Origin of the sequence: Conexibacter sp. CPCC 205762 (assembly GCF_030646155.1) — a bacterium.
Lineage (GTDB): Bacteria > Actinomycetota > Thermoleophilia > Solirubrobacterales > Solirubrobacteraceae > Conexibacter.
The window spans coordinates 26,003-44,264 of record NZ_JAUTDN010000025.1 but is presented as its reverse complement, the minus strand read 5'-3'; the positions used below and the strand labels follow the sequence as shown (position 1 = coordinate 44,264).

General features: G+C 75.6%; 13 protein-coding genes. 11 read left to right on the top strand and 2 right to left on the bottom strand.

Annotation, left to right across the window (positions count from 1 at the left end):
• The first annotated feature begins 59 nt into the window (after positions 1-59).
• Positions 60-3,161 carry a hypothetical protein gene (locus Q7L73_RS18240; RefSeq protein ID WP_304691162.1) on the top strand — a complete coding sequence of 1,034 codons (3,102 nt, stop codon included), beginning with the start codon at positions 60-62 and terminating at the stop codon, positions 3,159-3,161.
• Here the strand turns inward: Q7L73_RS18240 and Q7L73_RS18235 are convergent.
• Positions 3,158-4,903, bottom strand: a complete 1,746-nt coding sequence (locus tag Q7L73_RS18235) for an ATP-binding cassette domain-containing protein (RefSeq protein ID WP_304691161.1) — start codon at positions 4,901-4,903, stop codon at positions 3,158-3,160. The genes Q7L73_RS18240 and Q7L73_RS18235 overlap by 4 nt on opposite strands.
• Before the next feature lie 119 nt (positions 4,904-5,022).
• Between Q7L73_RS18235 and Q7L73_RS18230 the strand changes: the two genes are divergently transcribed.
• The 10 genes from Q7L73_RS18230 to Q7L73_RS18185 all read left to right on the top strand — a co-directional run bounded on the left by Q7L73_RS18230 (position 5,023) and on the right by Q7L73_RS18185 (position 17,739).
• Positions 5,023-5,775 carry a helix-turn-helix transcriptional regulator gene (locus tag Q7L73_RS18230; RefSeq protein WP_304691160.1) on the top strand — a complete coding sequence of 251 codons (753 nt, stop codon included), beginning with the start codon at positions 5,023-5,025 and terminating at the stop codon, positions 5,773-5,775.
• On the top strand, positions 5,772-7,880 hold the full coding sequence (locus Q7L73_RS18225; protein ID WP_304691159.1) for a hydantoinase/oxoprolinase family protein: 2,109 nt from the start codon (positions 5,772-5,774) through the stop codon (positions 7,878-7,880). Before Q7L73_RS18230 ends, Q7L73_RS18225 begins: the two co-directional genes overlap by 4 nt.
• Entirely contained in the window at positions 7,873-9,660 is a 1,788-nt protein-coding gene (locus tag Q7L73_RS18220; RefSeq protein WP_304691158.1) for a hydantoinase B/oxoprolinase family protein, read from the top strand. The genes Q7L73_RS18225 and Q7L73_RS18220 overlap by 8 nt, the downstream gene beginning before the upstream one ends.
• A 91-nt stretch (positions 9,661-9,751) precedes the next feature.
• Positions 9,752-10,933: a substrate-binding domain-containing protein gene (locus tag Q7L73_RS18215; RefSeq protein ID WP_304691157.1), complete on the top strand. Its 1,182-nt coding sequence runs from the start codon at positions 9,752-9,754 to the stop codon at positions 10,931-10,933.
• Entirely contained in the window at positions 10,930-12,768 is a 1,839-nt protein-coding gene (locus Q7L73_RS18210; protein WP_304691156.1) for a sugar ABC transporter ATP-binding protein, read from the top strand. The genes Q7L73_RS18215 and Q7L73_RS18210 overlap by 4 nt, the downstream gene beginning before the upstream one ends.
• On the top strand, positions 12,761-13,834 hold the full coding sequence (locus Q7L73_RS18205) for an ABC transporter permease (RefSeq protein WP_304691155.1): 1,074 nt from the start codon (positions 12,761-12,763) through the stop codon (positions 13,832-13,834). Before Q7L73_RS18210 ends, Q7L73_RS18205 begins: the two co-directional genes overlap by 8 nt.
• Positions 13,831-14,787, top strand: a complete 957-nt coding sequence (locus Q7L73_RS18200; protein ID WP_304691154.1) for a TIGR03619 family F420-dependent LLM class oxidoreductase — start codon at positions 13,831-13,833, stop codon at positions 14,785-14,787. The genes Q7L73_RS18205 and Q7L73_RS18200 overlap by 4 nt, the downstream gene beginning before the upstream one ends.
• Complete coding sequence (locus Q7L73_RS18195) at positions 14,784-16,049, top strand: acyl-CoA dehydrogenase family protein (RefSeq protein WP_304691153.1); 1,266 nt, start codon at positions 14,784-14,786, stop codon at positions 16,047-16,049. The genes Q7L73_RS18200 and Q7L73_RS18195 overlap by 4 nt, the downstream gene beginning before the upstream one ends.
• A complete protein-coding gene (locus Q7L73_RS18190; RefSeq protein WP_304691152.1) occupies positions 16,046-17,098 on the top strand; it encodes a DsbA family protein in 1,053 nt (350 codons plus the stop codon). Before Q7L73_RS18195 ends, Q7L73_RS18190 begins: the two co-directional genes overlap by 4 nt.
• Positions 17,099-17,274: 176 nt before the next feature.
• The gene (locus Q7L73_RS18185; protein ID WP_304691151.1) at positions 17,275-17,739 is read left to right on the top strand and encodes a flavin reductase family protein; all 465 of its coding nucleotides are present in this window, start codon (positions 17,275-17,277) and stop codon (positions 17,737-17,739) included.
• 24 nt (positions 17,740-17,763) lie between these two features.
• On the opposite strand, the gene Q7L73_RS18180 is transcribed toward Q7L73_RS18185, so the two are convergent.
• Positions 17,764-18,237, bottom strand: coding sequence for a cupin domain-containing protein (locus tag Q7L73_RS18180; protein WP_304691150.1), 474 nt, complete (start codon positions 18,235-18,237; stop codon positions 17,764-17,766).
• Positions 18,238-18,262: the final 25 nt, after the last annotated feature.

Genomic DNA, 18,262 nt, shown 5'->3' with positions numbered 1-18,262 from the left:
CGAAAGTCCAGGGCCGCCTCCCGATTGCCACCGTCGCCGCATGCGACGACGGTGCAGCGATGCCTCTGCTCCGTTCGCTCCTGCTCGCCCTCGTCCTGACCGTTCTCGCCGCCGTCCCGGCCCGCGCGCTCCCGTTTCCGGCCGACGCGACCGCGCTGCTCTCCGGCGCCCCAGACCTCCAGACCCCGCTCTCGACCCCGGTCGCCGCATCCGCGAACGGGCCGCAGGCGCTCGACCAGGCCGGTGACCGCGTCGCCTTCACGTCGGAGTCCGACGGGCTCGTCGCCGGCGACGACGACGCGGTCAGCAACGTCTACGTCAAGGACGTCGCGAGCGGAGCGGTGACGCTCGTCAGCCGCGCCGACGGCGCCGACGGCAAGCCGGCGCACGACAACTGCCGCGAGGCCGCGATCAGCCGCGACGGCCAGGCGGTCGCGTTCACCTGCGACGGCCCGCTCGACCCGGTCGACCGCAACGGCGTCAGCGACGTCTACCTGCGCACGCTCGCGACGGGCAGAACGACGCTCGTCAGCCGCGTCAACGGCCTCAACGCGATCGGCGACGACCGCTCCTACGGGCCGTCGATCGACGCGACCGGCAGATATGTCGCGTTCGTCTCGCACGCGCGCAACATCGCCGGGCTGCCGGCCGCCGCCGACAGCCCCGGCGCGCGCGCCTACCGCCGCCGCATCGGCGTCTCCGACGGCGTGCAGCCGATCGGCGTCCCCGACGGCGCCGTGCTGCCGGCGACGCAGGCCGTGAACGTCGAGACGGTCGCGATCAGCGGCGACGGGACGACCGTCGCGTTCGATACCGGCGCCGCGCTCGACGCGGCCGACAGAAACAACACAACTGACGTCTACATGCGCCTTCCCGCGACCGACAGAACGGTGCTCGTCAGCCGCGCCGACGACCTCGGCGCCGTCGGCAACGGCGAGTCGCGCAACCCGCGCGTCGACGGCGACGGCCACACGATCGCGTTCGAATCGACCGCCACCAACCTCGGTGGCGACCAGTGGCCCGACGACGACGTCTACACCCGCGACCCGTACGCGGGCGAGACCGAGCTGGTCAGCGTCCCGGCCGGGATCGAGACGAACGCGGCGGCGGTCGTCGCCTCGATCAGCAGCGACGGCGGCGCGGTCGCCTACGTGACCGAAGCGGTCGGGCTCGACCCGGCCGACAGCGTCCCGGACGGGCTCGACGTCTACGTCCGGCGCGACGGCAGATCGATCCTCGCCAGCCGCGCCGACGGCCCGCTCGGCGCGCCCTTCGACGCCGCCCGCGGCGCCGCGATCAGCGGCGACGGCACGCATGTCGCCACGACGGTCGGCGGCCAGCACGGCACCGCTCCCGGACGTGTCGAGCTGCGCGACCTCGGCGGCGCCAGAACCCGGCTCGTCTCACGGCCGGCAGGCGCCGCGCCGTTCGACAACGACGGCGGCGACGCGGGCGACGGCGCCGTCTCCGCCGACGGCCGCTTCGTCGCCTTCGTGACGACCGCGCCGGCGCTCGGCGCCGTCCCCGCCGGCGACGGCGCGGTCGTCGTGCGCGACACCGAGACCGGCGGCCTGACGCTCGCGAGCCGTGCGGACGGGCCTGCCGGCGCGCCGCTGGCCGGCGCCCCGCGCGACCTGCGGATCACGCCCGACGGCCGCTACGTCGTCTTCACGCTCGACTCGCGCGGGCGCTTCCTGCTGGCGCCCGCGTTCACGAGCGTCTGGCGGCGCGACCTGCGCGACGGCAGAACGGCGCTCGTCAGCCGCGCCGACGGGGCCGACGGGGCGCCGGCCGACTCATATGCCGGCGACCCGTCGATCAGCGACGACGGCAGCCGCGTCGCGTTCCTGACGTCGGCGACCAACTTCGGCGACGGCGACGCGACCGGCGACGAGGACGTGCACGTGCGCGACCTCGCCAGCGGCAGAACGCTGCTGGCGAGCCGCAGAGCGGGCGTCGATCCGCCCGGCGCGGTCAGCGGCGACGCCTTCAGCGGCGAGATCAGCGGTGACGGGCGCAGCGTCGCCTTCTCCAGCTACGAGAACGGCATCGCGGAGGGCGCGTACAACGGCGCGCAGAACGTCTTCGTGCGGCGGCTCGACACGGGCGCGACGGTGCTCGCCAGCCGCGCCGACGACGACAGAGCGAGCACCTACGGCGGCTCCGTCCTCGCGCTCGACCGTGACGGCGACCGGGTCGTGTTCAGCTCCGGCGACCCGCAGCTCCCGGCCGGGCGCGACGCGATCTACGTGCGCGACCTGACGACCTCCAGACTGCTGCTCGTCAGCCGCGCGGACGGCCCGGATGGCGCGCCGGCCGACAACCGCATCGGCGAGGCGCGCATCAGCGCCGACGGCGAGCGGGTCGCCTTCGAGGCCTCGTCGTCGGGGCCGCTCGCGCCCGGCGCGCCGACCGACGAGGGGCGGCGGGTCTACCTGCGCGGACTCGCCTCCGCTCGGACGCGGTTGCTCTCACGCGCGAGCGGCCCCGAGGGCGCGGTCCCGGCCTTCGCCCGGCTCACCGGGATCGCGGCCGGCGGCGGCTGCGTCGCCTTCTCCGGCGATCCGCACGCGCTCGGCGCGGGCACCAGCGACGACTACGTGCAGCAGTTCGTGCGCCTGGTCGACGCGCGCTGCGGCGCCGCGGCGGACGACGACGTTCCCGGGGGAGACGAGGATGACGGCGGCGGCCCGGGCGGCAGAGTGCCCGCCTCCCGCGATCGCACCGCCCCTCGGCTGACCTCGGTGCGCCTGTCGAGCACGCGGCTGCGGCGCGGCGGCAAGGCGACCGCGCTGGCCGCCGCCCGTCGCGCCCGCCGCGCGCCGCGCGCGGCGACGAGCAGCGTGCTCAGCTTCCGCTCCTCCGAGCGCGGCAGGCTGACGATCGCGGTCACGCGCGAGGTCGCCGGCCGCCGCGCCGCCAGAGGCCGCTGCGTGCAGGCCGGCGAGCGCGTCAGACGCGGTCGCCGCTGCATCGCGCTGAAGCCGGTCGCGACGCTCAGACGGACGCTCCGCAGAGCCGGCGCCAACCGCCTGACGCTGACCGCGAAGTTCGGCCGCCGTACGCTCGCACCGGGCAGCCACCGGCTGACGCTCGTCGTCCGCGACGCTGCCGGCAACAGCTCCAAGCCGGCGACGGTGAAGCTGACGGTCGTGCGCTAGGCGCGCGCGATCCGCAGCTGCGGCCAGTCGGCGACCGCGCGCAGCAGCGTGCGGTCGTGCGTGACCAGCACGACGGCGGCCTGCGTCTCCAGCAGCGCCGCCGTCAGGTCGTCGACGAGCGTGACGGAGAGGTGGTTGGTCGGCTCGTCGAGCAGCAGCAGCGACGGCTGGCCGAGCACCAGCCGCGCGAGGTCGACGCGCCGCCGCTGGCCGACCGACAGCGTGCCGATCGGCCGCTCCAGGTCGGCCTCGCGCAGCAGGCCGGTCTCGCCGACGAGCACGAGCAGCTCCTCGTCCTCGAGGTCGGCGAGCAGCGGGTCGGCGGCGCGCAGCGCGTCCAGCGGCGTCAGCGTCTGGTCGAGCCGGTCCTCCTGCGCGAGCAGGTCGACGAGCGCGCCGCCGCGCACGGCGAGCGCGCCGCCGTCGGGCCGCAGGCGGCCTGCGAGCAGCTCCAGCAGCGTCGTCTTGCCGGCGCCGTTGGGTCCGCGCACGACCAGCCGCCCGCCCGGCGGCAGCTCGATCCGCTGCTGCGGGTCCATCGCCAGCCGGTCGGCCAGCCGCAGGCCCTGTGCGACCAGCAGCGGCTCGGCGGCCTCGTCGTCGCCCTCGTCGGCGACGTCGTGCAGCTCGAACTTGAGCGGCTGCGGCGGGACCGGCGGCCGCTCGAGCTTCAGCTGGTCGAGGCGCCGCTGGAGCGCGCCGACGGTGTTGCCGGCGCGGCTGGCGCGGCCGTGCATCGAGGCGCCCTTGCCCGGCTTCCAGGTGCCGGGAGCGGCCGCTCGCGCCACGTCGAGCTGCCACTCCAGTCTCTCCTCGGCCTCCAGGCTGGCGGCGTAGCGGTCGCGCCAGCGCCGCATCCGCCGCGCCCGCTCGCGGCGGAACTCCTGGAAGGAGCCGCTGAAGAGCGCGCCGCCGCCCTCGGCGGTCGGGTCGAGGTCGAGCATCGCGGTCGCGACCGCGTCGAGCAGCCAGCGGTCGTGCGTGACGAGGACGGCGATCCCGGCGTGGCCGTTGATCCGCTCCGCGAGCCGGTCGAGCGCGGCGTCGTCGAGGTGGTTGGAGGGCTCGTCGAGCAGGATCGCGCCCTCGGGATCGTGCAGCGCGCACGCGAGCCGCAGACGGTAGCGCTGGCCGGGGGAGAGGTGGCGCAGCGGGGTCGTCTCAGGGAAGCCGGCGTCGAACAGCTGCAGGTCGTCGCGCAGCCGCCGGCGCGCGTCCCACGCGTCCAGCTCCTCGGCGAGGGCGAGCGCGGCGGCGTAGCGCGCGGCGGGATCCGCGACGGCGAGGGCGTCGGCGGGCACGTCCGCGGGGCCGGAGGCGGTGAGGACGTCGGCGGGCGCGTCCGCGAGGCCGGCGCCGTCGGCGGTGGACGCGAGCGCCGCTCCCGCCGCGTCCAGCTCCGCGAGCGCGGCGCGCGAGCGCGTGAGCGTCTCGTCCAGCAGCGTCGCGACGGTCGCGTCGCGCGGCGCGTCGAGCTCCTGCTCGACCAGCGTGCGGCCGGTCGTGCAGGCGACGCTGCCGCCGTCGGGCTCCAGCACGCCGGCGAGCAGCCGCAGCAGCGTGCTCTTGCCGGCGCCGTTGTCGCCAATGATCGCGAGCCGCTCGCCGGCGACGGCGGTCAGCGAGAGGCCGTCGACGACGGGCGCGCCGTCGTACGCCTTGCGCAGGTCGCGCGCGACGAGGTGAGCCGATCTGCGCTGCTCGCGGTCGAGGACTGGCGCGCTTGAACGACGCGCGCCCATGGAGAAGACCCTATCGCGGCGCCAATATTTGACCAAAACGGTCGACTTGATACGGTTTTCACGCCAGCTGCCCTACGATTCAATCTCCATTGAATCGGATCGGAATTAGGGTGTTTCACGTGACTGGCGAAGCTGACCTCGCAGCGATCGGAACGCTCCTGGCGGACCGGACCCGCGCCACCATCCTGCTGACGCTGCTCAACGGCGGCCTCACCTCGGCCTCGGCGCTGGCCGACAGGGCCGGCGTCTCGCGGCCGCTCGCGAGCGCCCATCTGCGAAAGCTGACCGACGGCGGCCTGCTCGCCGTCGAGCCGCACGGCCGCCAGCGGCTCTACCGCCTCTCCAGCCAGGCGGTCGCCGACGCGCTGGAGGTGCTGATCCTGCTCGCGCCGCCGCTCGTCGTGCGCTCGCTGCGGCAGGCGAACGAGGGGATCGCCCTGCGTCACGGGCGGCTCTGCTACGACCACCTCGCCGGCCGCGCCGGCGTCGCGCTGACCGAGGCGCTCGTCAACGGCGGCTGGCTGGAGCCGAGCGCCGGCGACTTCCGCGTCACCGCGTCCGGCGCGAGCAAGTTCGCGGCGCTGGAGATCGACGTCGAGACGCTCGCCAGCCGCCCGCGCCCGCTCACGCGCGCCTGCCTCGACTGGAGCGAGCGCGACCACCACCTCGCCGGCGCGCTCGGCGCCGCGCTCACGAACGAGCTGCTGCGGCGCGGCTGGCTGCAGGCGCGCGAGGCGAGCCGCGTCGTCGCCGTCACCGACGAGGGCCGCGCCGCGCTCGCCGAGCACTTCGACCTCACGCCCGCCGCGCTCGCGCTCGACGGCGGCCACGACCACGACCACACCCACGACCACGGACGCAAGGCCGCATGACCTCCTACCGCCTCGCCGTCGACGTCGGCGGCACCTTCACCGACCTCGTCCTCTCCGGCGAGCGCGTCGGCCGCCGCAGCTACAAGACCAGCTCGACCCCGCACGATCCGGCCGAGGGCGTCGTCAACGGCCTGCGCGCGATCGCCTCCGACCTCGGGATCGCGGTCGAGTCGCTGCTGGAGCGGACGCCGGCGATCGTCCACGGCACGACGATCACGACCAACGCGCTGCTGACCCGCAGCGGCGCCCGCACCGGCCTGCTGGCGACGCGCGGCTTCCGCGACACGCTGCGGCTGCGCCAGGGGCTGCGCGCCCGCCAGTTCGACTCGCGCACCGCGCCGCCGCAGCCGCTCGTGCCGCGCTGGCGGGTCCACGGCGTCGGCGGCCGCTTCGACCGCCGCGCGCGTGAGCTGGAGCCGCTCGACGAGCAGGCGGTCGTCGCCGCCGCGCGGGCGTTCGCGCACGAGGGCGTCGAGGCGGTCGCGATCGCCTTCCTGTTCTCGTTCCTGGATCCGGCGCACGAGCTGCGGGCGGCCGAGCTGGTGCGGCAGGAGCTGCCCGGCGCCTACGTCTCGCTGTCGGCCGCGATCGCGCCCGAGGTGCGGCTCTACGAGCGCACCTCCACCGCCGTCGTCAACGCCTACGTGGGGCCGATCCTGCGCGACTACCTGACCAACCTGCGCACGCGCCTGAAGCAGCTCCGCTTCGGCGGCTCGCTGCTGGTGATGCAGTCCAACGGCGGCGTCGCGACCCCCGAGGTCGTCGCCGAGCACGCCGTCTCGACGCTGCTCTCCGGCCCGGCCGGCGGCCCGATCGCGAGCGCGGCGGCGGTCGCGCCGCTGGAGCTGCCGAAGGCGATGACGATCGACATGGGCGGCACGAGCTTCGAGGTCAGCCTCGCGCGCGGCGGCGTCACCGACGTCCGCCCCGGCGGCCTGCTCGGCGACCAGGCGGTCACGACGCCGATGCTCGACATCTCCACGATCGGCGCCGGCGGCGGCTCGATCGCGTGGGTGACGGCCGGCGGGATGCTGCGCGTCGGCCCGCAGAGCGCGGGCGCCTCGCCCGGACCGGCCTGCTATGGCCGCGGCGGCACCCAGGCGACCGTCACCGACGCCGGCCTGCTGCTCGGCTACGTCGGCGGCGACAGCTTCGGCGGCGGCGAGCTGTCGCTGGCCCGCGACGCCGCCGAGCGGGCGGTCGACGCGGTCGCCGCGGAGCTGGGGATCGACCGCCTCAGCGCCGCCGCCGGCATCTACGACACCGTCAACGCGGCGATGACCGACTCGCTGCGGCTGGCGACCGTCAGCCGCGGTCTCGACCCGCGCGAGTTCGCGCTCGTCGCGGCCGGCGGCGCCGGCCCGGTCCACGCCGCCGCGCTCGCCGCCGACCTGGAGATCCCGCTCGTCGTCGTCCCGCGCGACGCCTCGGTGCTGTGCGCCGCCGGCATGCTCGTGACCGACTTCGTCCACCACGGCGTGCGGACCGTGTACGGCCGTACACCTGCCCCCGGCGCTGCATCGCTCGGCGAGGCGTGGGCTGAGCTGGAGGAGGCCGCGCGGGCGCAGTTGGAGCAGGAGGGCGTCGCGCCCTGGCAGGCGCGCTACCGCCGCTCGCTGGAGGTCCGCTACGTCGGCCAGGTGCATCAGCTCGAGCTCGACCTGCCGGAGGGCGAGCCGGTCACCGCCGCGCTGCTGGACCAGACGCTCGCGCGCTTCCCCGCGCTCCACCGCGAGCGCTACGGCCACGTGCTCGACGGCGTCGAGCTGGAGCTGGTCAATGTCCGCGTCGAGGCGCGCGGGCCGGCCGGCGAGAGCGAGCCGGCGCCGCCGGTGCGGCCCGGCGAGCCGCCGGCCCCGCGCGGCGAGCGCGACGCCTGGTTCGACGGCCGCTTCGCGCCGACGCCCGTCTTCGCCGGGGAGACGCTCGGCGCCGGCGCGCGGCTGGAAGGCCCCGCGCTGGTGGAGCTGCGCACGAGCACGATCGTGGTGCCGCCCGGCACCGCCCTGACCGTCGCGCCGTCCGGCAGCTTCCTGCTGCACGGCGCGCAGGCGCCGCTCGACGGCGTCCTCGACCGGCTGCACGCAGGAGGCGTCAGTGTCTAGCACCATCGCAGCGCCCGAGAACGCGACCGCCGTCGACCCCGTCGGCGCCGCGATCGTCGCCAACCGGCTCGACGCGATCGCCGAGCACATGGCCGAGACGATGCTGCGCACCTCGCGCTCGCGGATCTTCCAGATCCGCGACTTCGTCACCGGCATCTTCGACGGCGACGGCCGCTGGATCGCGACGAAGGACTACATCCCCGTGCTCGCCGGCTCGCTGCCGAGCGCGTACCGGGCGGTCGCCGAGCGGTTCGGCGACGACGTCCACGACGGCGACGTCTTCCTCCTCAACGACCCTTACCACGGCAACAACCACCCGCCCGACATGACCGTGCTGAAGCCGGTCTTCGCAGACGGCGAGCTGGTCTTCTGGACCGCGTCGAAGGGCCATCACGCCGACGTCGGCGGCGGCGGGGTCGTCGGCTACAACCCCTACGTCACCGACGCATGGGAGGACGCGCTGCGGATCCCGCCGGTGCGGCTCGTGAGCAGGGGCGTCGAGCAGCGCGACCTGTGGGACGTGATCGCGCTCAACGTGCGCGTGCCCGACTTCGTCGTCGGCGACCTCCACTGCCAGATCGGCGCCGTCACCGTCGGCGCGGAGCAGCTGCTGGCGATGCTGGCGAAGTTCGGCCGCGCGCGCGTGCGCGCCGGGATCGACTACCACCTGGAGGCGTCGCGCCGCCACATGGCGCGCGAGGTCGCGGCGCTGAGGGACGGCGTCTACCGCGCCGAGCGCCACCTCGACTCCGGCGGCGCGAACGTGCCCGGCCCGATCAAGGTGGCCGTCGAGGCGCGCGTCGCCGGCGAGCACGTCACGTTCGACTTCACCGGCTCCGACCCGCAGGTCGCCGGCTACGCCAACTCGACGCTCGCGAACACGGTCGCGTCGAGCATGATCGGCCTGTTCGCGATCGTCGACCCCGACGTGCCGCGCAACGACGGCTCGCTCGCCCAGTTCGACGTGATCGCCGAGCCGGGCACGATCGTCCACGCGGTCGCGCCGGCCGCGACGACGCTCTGCACGCTGCTGACGTGCGAGACGATCGTCGAGGCGATCTGGCTCGCGCTCGCCGACGCCGCGCCGCGCGGCACGCTCGCCGGCTGGGGCCGCTTCGGCCAGTTCGCCGAGGCCGGCGTCGACGCGCACACCGGCCGCCCGTTCGCCGTCATCAGCTCGTTCACGCTCGCCGGCTCCGGCGGCCTCGACGGCGCCGACGGCTGGGACGGCCTGGGCAGCCCGGTCGCGATGGGCGGCACGCAGGCGCCCGACCCGGAGCTGCACGAGCTGGTCGCGCCCGCGCTGATCGAGCAGATCGAGCTGGTGCCCGACTCGGCCGGCGCCGGCCGCTGGCGCGGCGGCTTCGGCGCGCTGATCAGCTACCGGCTCGACCAGGACGACGTGACCTCGCTCTGGTACGGCGGCGGCACGACCGAGCAGACGGCGCCGTACGGATTGCGCGGCGGACTCCCCGGCTCGCCCAACTGGGGCGAGGTCCACCACGCCGACGGCCGCGTCGAGACGGTCGCGCCGAACACGATCCGGCCGCTGGGAGCGGGCGACCGGATGGTCTCGTTCATGGCCGGCGGGGGCGGCTATGGCGCGCCCGCCGAGCGCGACCCGGAGGCGGTGCTGGACGACGTCCGCGCCGGCCTCGTGTCGCACGCGGCCGCGCGTGAGGTCTACCGCGTCGCGGTCGACGGCGCGGGCGGCGCCGCCGTGCTCGACGCCGCCGCGACCGCCGCCCTGCGGGGCGAGCCCTGTCCGGGCCAGCCCTAGCCCGCCGCAGCAGCAGATCCCCGAGTCCCCGTCGCACGACCGGCCTCCGCCGGTCGCGCTCCCCCGATCCCTCCGACCGACACCAGGACCGATGCTCAACAGCTCCCGACTGACCACGATCGCCGCGACCGCGACGGCGCTGCTCGCCGCCGCGGCCCTCACCGCCTGCGGCAGCGACGACCCCTCCAGCGCGACCGCCGCGAGCGGCTCCACGACCTCCAGCTCCAGCGGGGTCGATGCCGCCAAGGCGATCGTCGCCGAGGCGAGCGAGACGCCCAGATTCGTAGCGCCGCCGGCGTTCGACACCAGTTCCGCCAGAGGCAAGACGGTCTGGTGGATCGGCAACGTCGAGGACCCGATCCTCAGACAGTGGGTCGAGGCTGCGAGAGAGGCGTGGGCGGCCAACGGCGCCGAGCTGCGCGTCTACGACACGAAGGGCTCGATCCCCGAGCACGTCAAGGGCTTCGACCTCGCGATCGCCGGCAAGGCCGACGCGATCGTGCTCGGCGACGGCTTCCCGGCCGTCCAGTTCGCGGCGCAGGTGAAGAGAGCGAAGAACGCCGGCATCCCGTTCTTCTCGCTCGTGACCGGCCAGCCGAGAGAGCAGCCGAGCGTCGACGGACTCGCGCTCGACGTCTCCTACGACTACCGCCGCGTCGGCGAGCTGCTGGCGGCGTGGGCGATCGCCGACTCCGACGGCAAGGCGCAGGGCGTCTTCATCGAGACGCCGGCGATCCCGTCGTCGACGTTCGAGCGCGAGGGCTTCCAGAGAGTGATCGAGGCCGACTGCCCCGACTGCAGATTCGAGTACAAGCAGGTCGAGCAGACCGGCGGCGGCGCCAGCGCCTCCGACGCGCTCGCGAACGTCGCGCGCACCTCGATCCTCTCGAATCCGCAGACGAGCTACGTGATCACCGCGTTCGACAGCCAGGCGCTGTACGCGATGAGCGGCGTCCAGCAGGCCGGCGCCGGCCAGAGAGTGAAGCTCGCCGGCTTCAACACGATCGTGCCGCAGATGCAGAACCTGAAGAAGGGGACGCCGTTCAAGATGGACGTCGGCGGCCCCAACGTCTGGCTCGGCTACGCGCTCGCCGACAACGTGATGCGCCAGTGGGCCGGCGAGGAGCTGGTCGAGGACCCGCAGATCGGCTTCAAGCTGTTCACCGAGGAGAACGTCCAGGACCTGAACGTCGACCGTGAGGACGACACCGAGTGGTACGGCGTCGACTACGGCTCCTACTACAGAAGAGACGTCTGGGGGCTGGAGAAGTGACCGCGCCCGGCGCCCCCTCCGCGCGCGACGCCGCCCCCGCGGGTGACGCCGCGGCCCCCGCGCTCGACGCGGCGGCCCCTGCGCGTGACGCCGCCGCCCCCGCGCTCGACGCGGCGGCCCCTGCGCGTGACGCCGCCGCCCCCGCGCTCGACGCGGCCGGGATCTCGAAGACGTTCGGCGCCGTGCGCGTCCTGCACGACGTCGGCCTGACGCTGGCGCGCGGGGAGATCCGCGCGCTCGTCGGCCGCAACGGCTGCGGCAAGTCGACGCTGATCAAGGTCCTGGCCGGCGTGCACGCGCCGGACGCGGGCGGGCGCCTGGCGCTCGCCGGCAGGCCGGTCGCGCTGCCCGTGAGGGCGGCCGACCTGCGCGCCCACGGGCTCGCCTTCGTCCACCAGGACCTGGCGCTGGAGGAGGAGGCGCCGGTGATCGACAACCTGCTCGTCGGCCGCTGGGCGACGGCCGGCGGCGGCCGGATCCCGTGGCGGCGCGAGCGGCGGCGGGCGACGGAGGCGCTGGCGCGCTTCGGCGTCGAGGTCGACGTGCGCCGCCCGCTGCGCGAGCTGTCGCAGCTCGAGCGCGCGCTCGTGGCGATCGTGCGCGCGCTGCTGGAGCTGCCCGACGACGGCGGCGTGCTCGTGCTGGACGAGCCGAGCGCCTTCCTGCCGGCGGAGGACGTCGAGCGGCTGTTCGCGGCCGTCCGCACGGCCGCTGCCGGCGGCACCGCGGTCGTCTACGTCAGCCACCGGCTGGAGGAGGTGCTCGCGCTCGCCGACAGCGTCACCGTCCTGCGCGACGGCCGCCACGTCGTCACGCGGCCGCTGGCGGGCGCCCCCGCGCCCGACGCGCCCGCCCCCGGCACGCCCGCGCCCGACGCGCCGGCCCGCGATGCGTCCGCGCACGCGCTGACGAAGGACGCGCTCGTGGAGCTGATCCTCGGCCAGCGGCTGGAGGCGTTCTACCCGTCGCTGGCGGCGCCGGCCGCGGCCGGCGCGCCCGTGCTGCGCGCCGAGGGCCTGCGCGGCCGCGTCGTGCGCGACCTGTCGCTGACCGTCGGCGCCGGCGAGATCGTCGGCGTGACCGGCCTCGCCGGCTCCGGGTTCGACGAGCTGCCGTACCTGCTGTTCGGCTCCGGCGGCGCGCGCGGCGGGATCGTCACGATCGCCGGCGCACACGCGCAGAATCGCGGCGCGGCTGGCGCAAATCGCGGCGCGACTGGCGCAAATCGCGGCGCGACTGGCGCAAATCGCGGCGCGGACGTGCGGATCGAGGCCACCGCGCTCGACCCGTCACGCGCGGTCGCGGCGGGGGTGGCGCTGCTGCCGGCTGACCGCGGGCGGCAGAGCGGGGTGCCGGAGCTGTCGGTCGCGGCGAACGTGTCGCTGCCGGCGCTCGGCCGCTTCGCGCGCGTCGGGCGGATCGATCGGCGCGCCGAGCGCCATGCCGTGCGCGAGCTGATCGCGAGGGTCGGCGTCGTGCCGCCCGACGAGCGGCTGCAGCTCGGCCAGCTCAGCGGCGGCAACCAGCAGAAGGCGCTGCTGGCGAAGTGGCTCCAGCTCGACCCGCGCGTGCTGCTGCTGCACGAGCCGGCGCAGGGCGTCGACGTCGCCGCCAAGCACGAGCTGATGGCGCGGATCGAGCAGGCGGCCGAGCGTGGCGCCGGGGTGCTGATCGCCAGCGCCGAGGGCGAGGACCTCGCCCACCTCTGCCATCGCGTGCTGGTGCTGCACGGCGGCCGGCTGGTCGCCGAGCTGCGCGGCGACGAGGTGAGCGAGGAGCGGATCGCCGAGCTGTCGTTCGGCCACATCTACGAGAAGGAGGCAGCACATGTCTGAAGCGGTCGAGCGCTACGGGCTGCTCGGGGCGTGGGCGCTCGTCGCGCTCGGGTTCGTGATCGCCGAGCCGGCGTTCCGCGACATCGCGACCGCGCAGATCATCTTCGGCTCGCAGTCGACGCTGCTGATCGTCGCGCTGGCGGTCGTCGTCGTGCTGCTCGCGGGCGAGTTCGACATGTCGGTCGGGGCGGTCGTCTCGGTCTCGGCGACGCTGCTCGTCTACCTGAATGCCGAGCAGGGCTGGCCGCTGCTGCTGGCGCTCGTCGCGGTGCTCGCGATCGGGCTGCTGGTCGGGAGCGCCAACGCGCTGATCACGTTGCGCTTCGGCGTCCCGTCGATCGTCGTCACGCTCGGCATGGCGACGCTGATCGCCGGCATCTCCGCCGGCATCGCCGGGACCGCGCCGCGCGGCGGCGTCTCGCAGCCGCTGATCGACACGGTCTCCGCACAGCTGTTCGGGCTGCCGGTCGCCTTCTACATCGCGGTCGCGGTCGGCTTCGCGCTGTGGTTCTTCGTCGAGCAGACGCCGCGCGGCCGGCACCTCGTCTTCGCCGGGCGCGGCCACGAGGTCGCGCGGCTCGCCGGCCTGCGGCCCGACCGCTACCGCGCCGGCGCGCTGATCGCCGGCTCGCTGCTGGCGTCGCTGGCCGGGATCGTGCTCGTCGGCCTGACCGGCGCCTCCGCCTCCGACGCCGGCAACTCGTTCCTGCTGCCGGCGTTCGCGGCCGCCTTCCTCGGCTCGACGACGATCAAGCCCGGTCAGTTCAACGTCTGGGGCACGTTCGTCGCCGTCTACTTCCTCGTGACCGGCGTCACCGGCCTGCAGCTGCTCGGCTACACCGGCTGGGTCGAGCAGGTCTTCTACGGCGGCTCGCTGCTGGTCGCCGTGATCGTCACGCGCGTCGTCGCGCGCCAGCGGACGCGCGCGGCGGCGGCCGCGGCAGAGGCGGCGGCGCTCGCCGAGAGCCCGCCAGGGACGGCGCACCCCGCGGCGGCGCCCGGCGCGGCGGCGGAGGCGACGCCCGCGCAGGCCGCGGCGAGCGCCGCGAAGGAGGCGACCGCATGAGGCTGGCGATCCAGCTCCCGCAGTCGGGCCCGCGCGCGACCGCGCGCGGGATCCTCGCCGCCGCCCGCGCCGCGGAGGCGGCCGGGATCGACACGCTCGCCGTCACCGAGCGCGTGCTGTGGCCGGTCGATCCGGTCCCGCTCGACGCCAGCGGCGCGACCGGCCACCCGCCCGACCACCAGAGAACGCTCTACGACCAGCTCGAGGTGCTCGCCGCCGTCGCGGCCGTGACCGAGCGCGTCGGCCTGATCACGGCGATCGTCGTCGCGGTGCTGCAGCCGCCGGCGATCCTCGCCCGCCGCGTCGCGACCGTCGACCAGCTCAGCGGCGGGCGGCTGCGGCTCGGCGTGGGGCAGGGCTGGATGAGAGCCGAGTACGAGGCCGCCGAGGTGCCGTGGAAGCGGCGCGGGGCCGGCTTCGAGGAGCACGTCGGCGCGATGCGCGCGACCTGGGGGCCGGACCCGGTCTCCTTCGACGGCCGCTTCTACGCGATCCCGCCGTCGCTGCAGGGGCCCAAGCCGGCGCAGCCCGGCGGCGTGCCGGTCTACGTCGGCGCCAACGCGCCGGCCGGGATCGCGCGCGCCGCCCGCTTCGCCGACGGCTGGCTGCCGGTCGGCGGGCTCGACGACACGTGGGAGGGGCTGGAGCGTAAGCTGCGCGCCTTCCGCTCCGCGACCGCCGAGCTGGGCCGCGCGCCGCTGCCGGTCCACCTGCGGCTGCACACGCAGGTGAGCGAGACGGACCTCGACGCCCGCTCCCCGCTCGCCGGCAGCCCCGAGCAGATCGCCGGCGACGTCGCGCGGCTGGAGGCGCTCGACCTCGGCGTCGAGGAGATCTGCCTCAACCAGACCCAGCGCGGCGTGCCGTTCGGCGAGCAGCTCGACGCGACCCTGCGCGTGCGCGCACTGCTGGACCCGTCCCCGACCGATCACGCGCAGGAGGCCGCGCGATGAGCCAACCAGACCATCAGACCAACGACGGAGCGGGCGCCGGCTCGGACGCCGCGCGCTCCGCCGCCGCGCCGAGCGCGGCGCCCGCCGCCGCGATCCTCGGCGACCCGCGCCTGGACCAGGCGCTCGCCCGCATCGCCGAGCGCGCGCCCGAGCACGACCGCGACGGCTCCTTCCCGCACGAGGCGTTCGACGCGCTCCACGCGCTCGGCGTCACCGCCCTGCGCGTGCCGGCGGCGTATGGCGGCGGCGCGGCTGACCTGCCGACGCTGGTGCGCGTGCTGGAGCGGGTCGGCGCGGCCGACCCGTCGGTCGGGCTCGTGCTCGTGTGGCAGTACGTCTTCCACGCCGACCTGTCGCTCGCCGGCAGCCGCTGGCCGGCTGCGGTGCGCGAGCGCGTGCTGCGCTCGGCCGTCGAGGAGGGCGCGCTGATCAACGCGCTGCGGGTCGAGCCGCAGCTCGGCACGCCGGCTCGCGGCGGGCTGCCGGACACGGTCGGCCGCGAGATCGGCGACGGCTGGGAGCTGCGCGGCCACAAGACCTACTGCACCGGCATCCCCGCGTTGCGGTGGCTGCTGGTGTGGGGGCGGACCGACGAGGAGGAGCCGCGCGTCGGCCAGTTCCTGGTCGAGACGCCGGCCGACGGCTACCGCGTCGAGCAGACGTGGGACCACATCGGCCTGCGCGCCTCACGCAGCGACGACGTGATCTTCGAGCGGGTCGTGCTGCCGGCGTCGCACGCGGTCGACATCCGCCCGCCGGCCGACTGGAACGAGCCGGCGGCGGTCGCCTCGCGCGGCCGCGCGGCGCTGTTCATCGCCGCCAACTACCTCGGCGTCGCGCTCGCCGCGCGCGACTGGCTGACGCGCTATCTGAACGAGCGCACGCCGACCAACCTCGGCAGACCGCTGGCGACGCTGCCGCGCTTCCAGGAGGCGGTCGGCGAGATCGAGACGCTGCTGGAGACGGCGCGGCTGCTCGTCCGCGACGCGGCCTCGTCGCTGGAGTCCGGCGGCGACGCGTCGCGCGCGCTGCTGGCCAAGCACGTCGCGACGACGAACGCGATCGCCGCGATCGAACAGGGCCTGAAGCTGACCGGGAACCCCGGCCTGACGCGGCGCAACCCGCTCGAACGCCACCACCGTGACGCGCTCACCGGCCGCGTCCACACGCCCCAGTCGGACACGATCCTGACCCAGCTCGGCGCGGCCGCGCTGCGGCGGGCGGCGGCCTCGGCAGGCGGCGGCGCCGGGAGCGGCCGATGACGCCCTCGACGGCGACGCCGGCCCCGCTCGCCGAGGTGGTCGAGTACACCGACCCCGGCTGCATCTGGTCGTGGTCGAGCGAGCCGCTGCTGCGCTGGCTGAGAGCGCGCTACGGCGACCAGCTCGCCTGGCGGCGGGTCTTCGGCGTGCAGGTCGACGACCTCGCGCGGACCCATCCGGGCAGAGATCCCGTCGCCGACGCGGAGGAGTTCCGCGCCGGCTGGCTGGAGGTCGCCGCCCACACGCGCGCGCCCGTGACCGCTCGGCTCGCCTGGATGCACAGCTCGACGCTGCCCGCCAGCCGCGCCGCGAAGGCGGCCGAGGCCCAGGGCCCGCTCGTGGCCGAGGCCGTGCTGCGGCGCCTGCGCGAGGCGGTCTTCGTCGGCGGCGAGCCGGCCGACTCGGACGCGCGGGTCGCCGCAGCCCTGCGGGGCCTCGCCCGCGGCTCGGCTGACGCGGGCGCCCTGCGGAGCCTCGCCCGTGGCTCGGCTGACGTGGGCGCCCTGCGGGGCCTCGCCCGCGGCTCGGCTGACGCCGACGTCGCGCTGCGCGGCATCCCGGCGCTCGACCTCGATCGCCTGCTGGTCGACGCCGTGAGCGCGCGTGTCGCGGCGGCGCTGGAGGCCGACTGGGCGCAGACCCGCAGGCCGCGCGCCGAGGTGATCGGCCGCACCGGCGCCGGCCCCAATCCGGGCGCCGCCAAGCCCGACGGCGAGCATCTCCGCTACGGCTTCCCGACGCTCGTCGTGCGCGGCAGCGGGGGAGAGCGCGTGCTGGCCGGCTGGCAGGCGCCGCTCGCCCACGCCGCGCTGCTGGAGGAGGCCGCGCCCGAGCTGGTCGCCCGCGCGCAGCCCGAGCCCGCCGCCGTCCTGCTGGAGCGCCACGGCTCGCTGACCGAGCCCGAGCTGGAGTTGCTCACCAGCGACGGCGCCGCCGGCCTCCCCGCCGACGCCGTCCGCGTCGAGACCGCGACGACCCCGCTCTGGCGCTCCGCCGCCGAAGCCGCCGCGATCGCCGCCGGCGCCGCCCGCAGCGAGGCGCCCGCATGACCCCCGCCGCGCGCAAGCATGGCGCGGCTGACGCAATTGCCGGCGCGGCTGACGCCATTGCCGGCGCGGCTGACGCAATTGCCGGCGCTGCTGACGCAATCGCTGGCGCGCCTGACGCAGACGCGTCGACGTCGAGCGCCCCGCGCGGCGTTGACGGCGCCGCCCTGCGCGCGGCGATGGGGCATTTCGCGACCGGCGTCACGATCGTGACGGCGGCCGCGGCCGGTGGGGAGCCGTGCGGCGGGACGGCCAACGCCGTCTCGTCGCTGTCGCTGGAGCCGGCGCTGGCGCTCGTCTGCCTGCGCGAGGGGTCGCTGACGCTGGCGACGCTGCTGCGCGCCCGCGCCTTCGCGTTCAACGTGCTCGGCCGCGACCAGGAGCAGCTGGCGCTGCGCTTCGCGGCCCCTGGGCTGAGGCCGGCCGAGCGGTTCGCGGGGATCGGCTGGCGCGCGGGGGAGAGTGGCGCGCCGCTGCTCGACGGCGTCGTCGCGACGGTCGAGTGCAGCCTCCACGACGTCGCCGACGGCGGCGACCACCGTGTCGTGATCGGTCGCGTGCTGGCGGTCGAGCACCCGCAGCGGCACGCGCCCCCGCTGGTCTTCCACCGGGGGCGCTTCACCGGAATCGAAGCGGCCGGCTGAGGGCGGCCGGCCGCGCGCGGCGCGTCAGGCGCTGCGCGGCGCCTCGTCGGCGCCCTCGATCCCGTCGGTCGCCCACAGCGAGTCGAGGTTGACGACGATCTCCTCGGGCGTCGTGCGCGCGAGCACGACGACGGCGTCCTCGTCGGTGGAGAGGTTGTCCTCTCTGTGCGGCACCCACGCCGGCACGTAGACGAAGTCGCCCGGCCCGGCCTCGACGGTGACCTCATCGCCGTCGACCAGGAAGCTGAAGGTCGGGTGCCCGGAGACGATGTAGATGCCGCTCTCGGCCGGGCCGTGGTGATGCGCGCCGCTGGTCTCGCCGGCCTTGACGGTGTTGCCGCCCATCCACAGGCCTCTGGAGCCGGTCAGCCCGCCGGAGATCGCGGCGAAGCGGCGCATGCCGGGCGTCTGGAGCGTGTCGTCGCAGCGCTCCGCTCTGCTGGAGACGACGAGCGGGCGGCGCCAGAAGGGGGTCGTTTCAGGCGGGGTGGTGGACATGGCGCTCCTGACGGCAGATTGGGTG

Excerpts from the sequence above, each read along its gene's own strand:
- Q7L73_RS18240 (WP_304691162.1), top strand. The coding sequence starts at position 60 with ATGCCTCTGCTCCGTTCGCTCCTGCTCGCCCTCGTCCTGACCGTTCTC.
- Q7L73_RS18235 (WP_304691161.1), bottom strand. The coding sequence starts at position 4,903 with ATGGGCGCGCGTCGTTCAAGCGCGCCAGTCCTCGACCGCGAGCAGCGC.
- Q7L73_RS18225 (WP_304691159.1), top strand. The coding sequence starts at position 5,772 with ATGACCTCCTACCGCCTCGCCGTCGACGTCGGCGGCACCTTCACCGAC.
- Q7L73_RS18215 (WP_304691157.1), top strand. The coding sequence starts at position 9,752 with ATGCTCAACAGCTCCCGACTGACCACGATCGCCGCGACCGCGACGGCG.
- Q7L73_RS18205 (WP_304691155.1), top strand. The coding sequence starts at position 12,761 with ATGTCTGAAGCGGTCGAGCGCTACGGGCTGCTCGGGGCGTGGGCGCTC.
- Q7L73_RS18200 (WP_304691154.1), top strand. The coding sequence starts at position 13,831 with ATGAGGCTGGCGATCCAGCTCCCGCAGTCGGGCCCGCGCGCGACCGCG.
- Q7L73_RS18195 (WP_304691153.1), top strand. The coding sequence starts at position 14,784 with ATGAGCCAACCAGACCATCAGACCAACGACGGAGCGGGCGCCGGCTCG.
- Q7L73_RS18190 (WP_304691152.1), top strand. The coding sequence starts at position 16,046 with ATGACGCCCTCGACGGCGACGCCGGCCCCGCTCGCCGAGGTGGTCGAG.
- Q7L73_RS18185 (WP_304691151.1), top strand. The coding sequence starts at position 17,275 with ATGGGGCATTTCGCGACCGGCGTCACGATCGTGACGGCGGCCGCGGCC.
- Q7L73_RS18180 (WP_304691150.1), bottom strand. The coding sequence starts at position 18,237 with ATGTCCACCACCCCGCCTGAAACGACCCCCTTCTGGCGCCGCCCGCTC.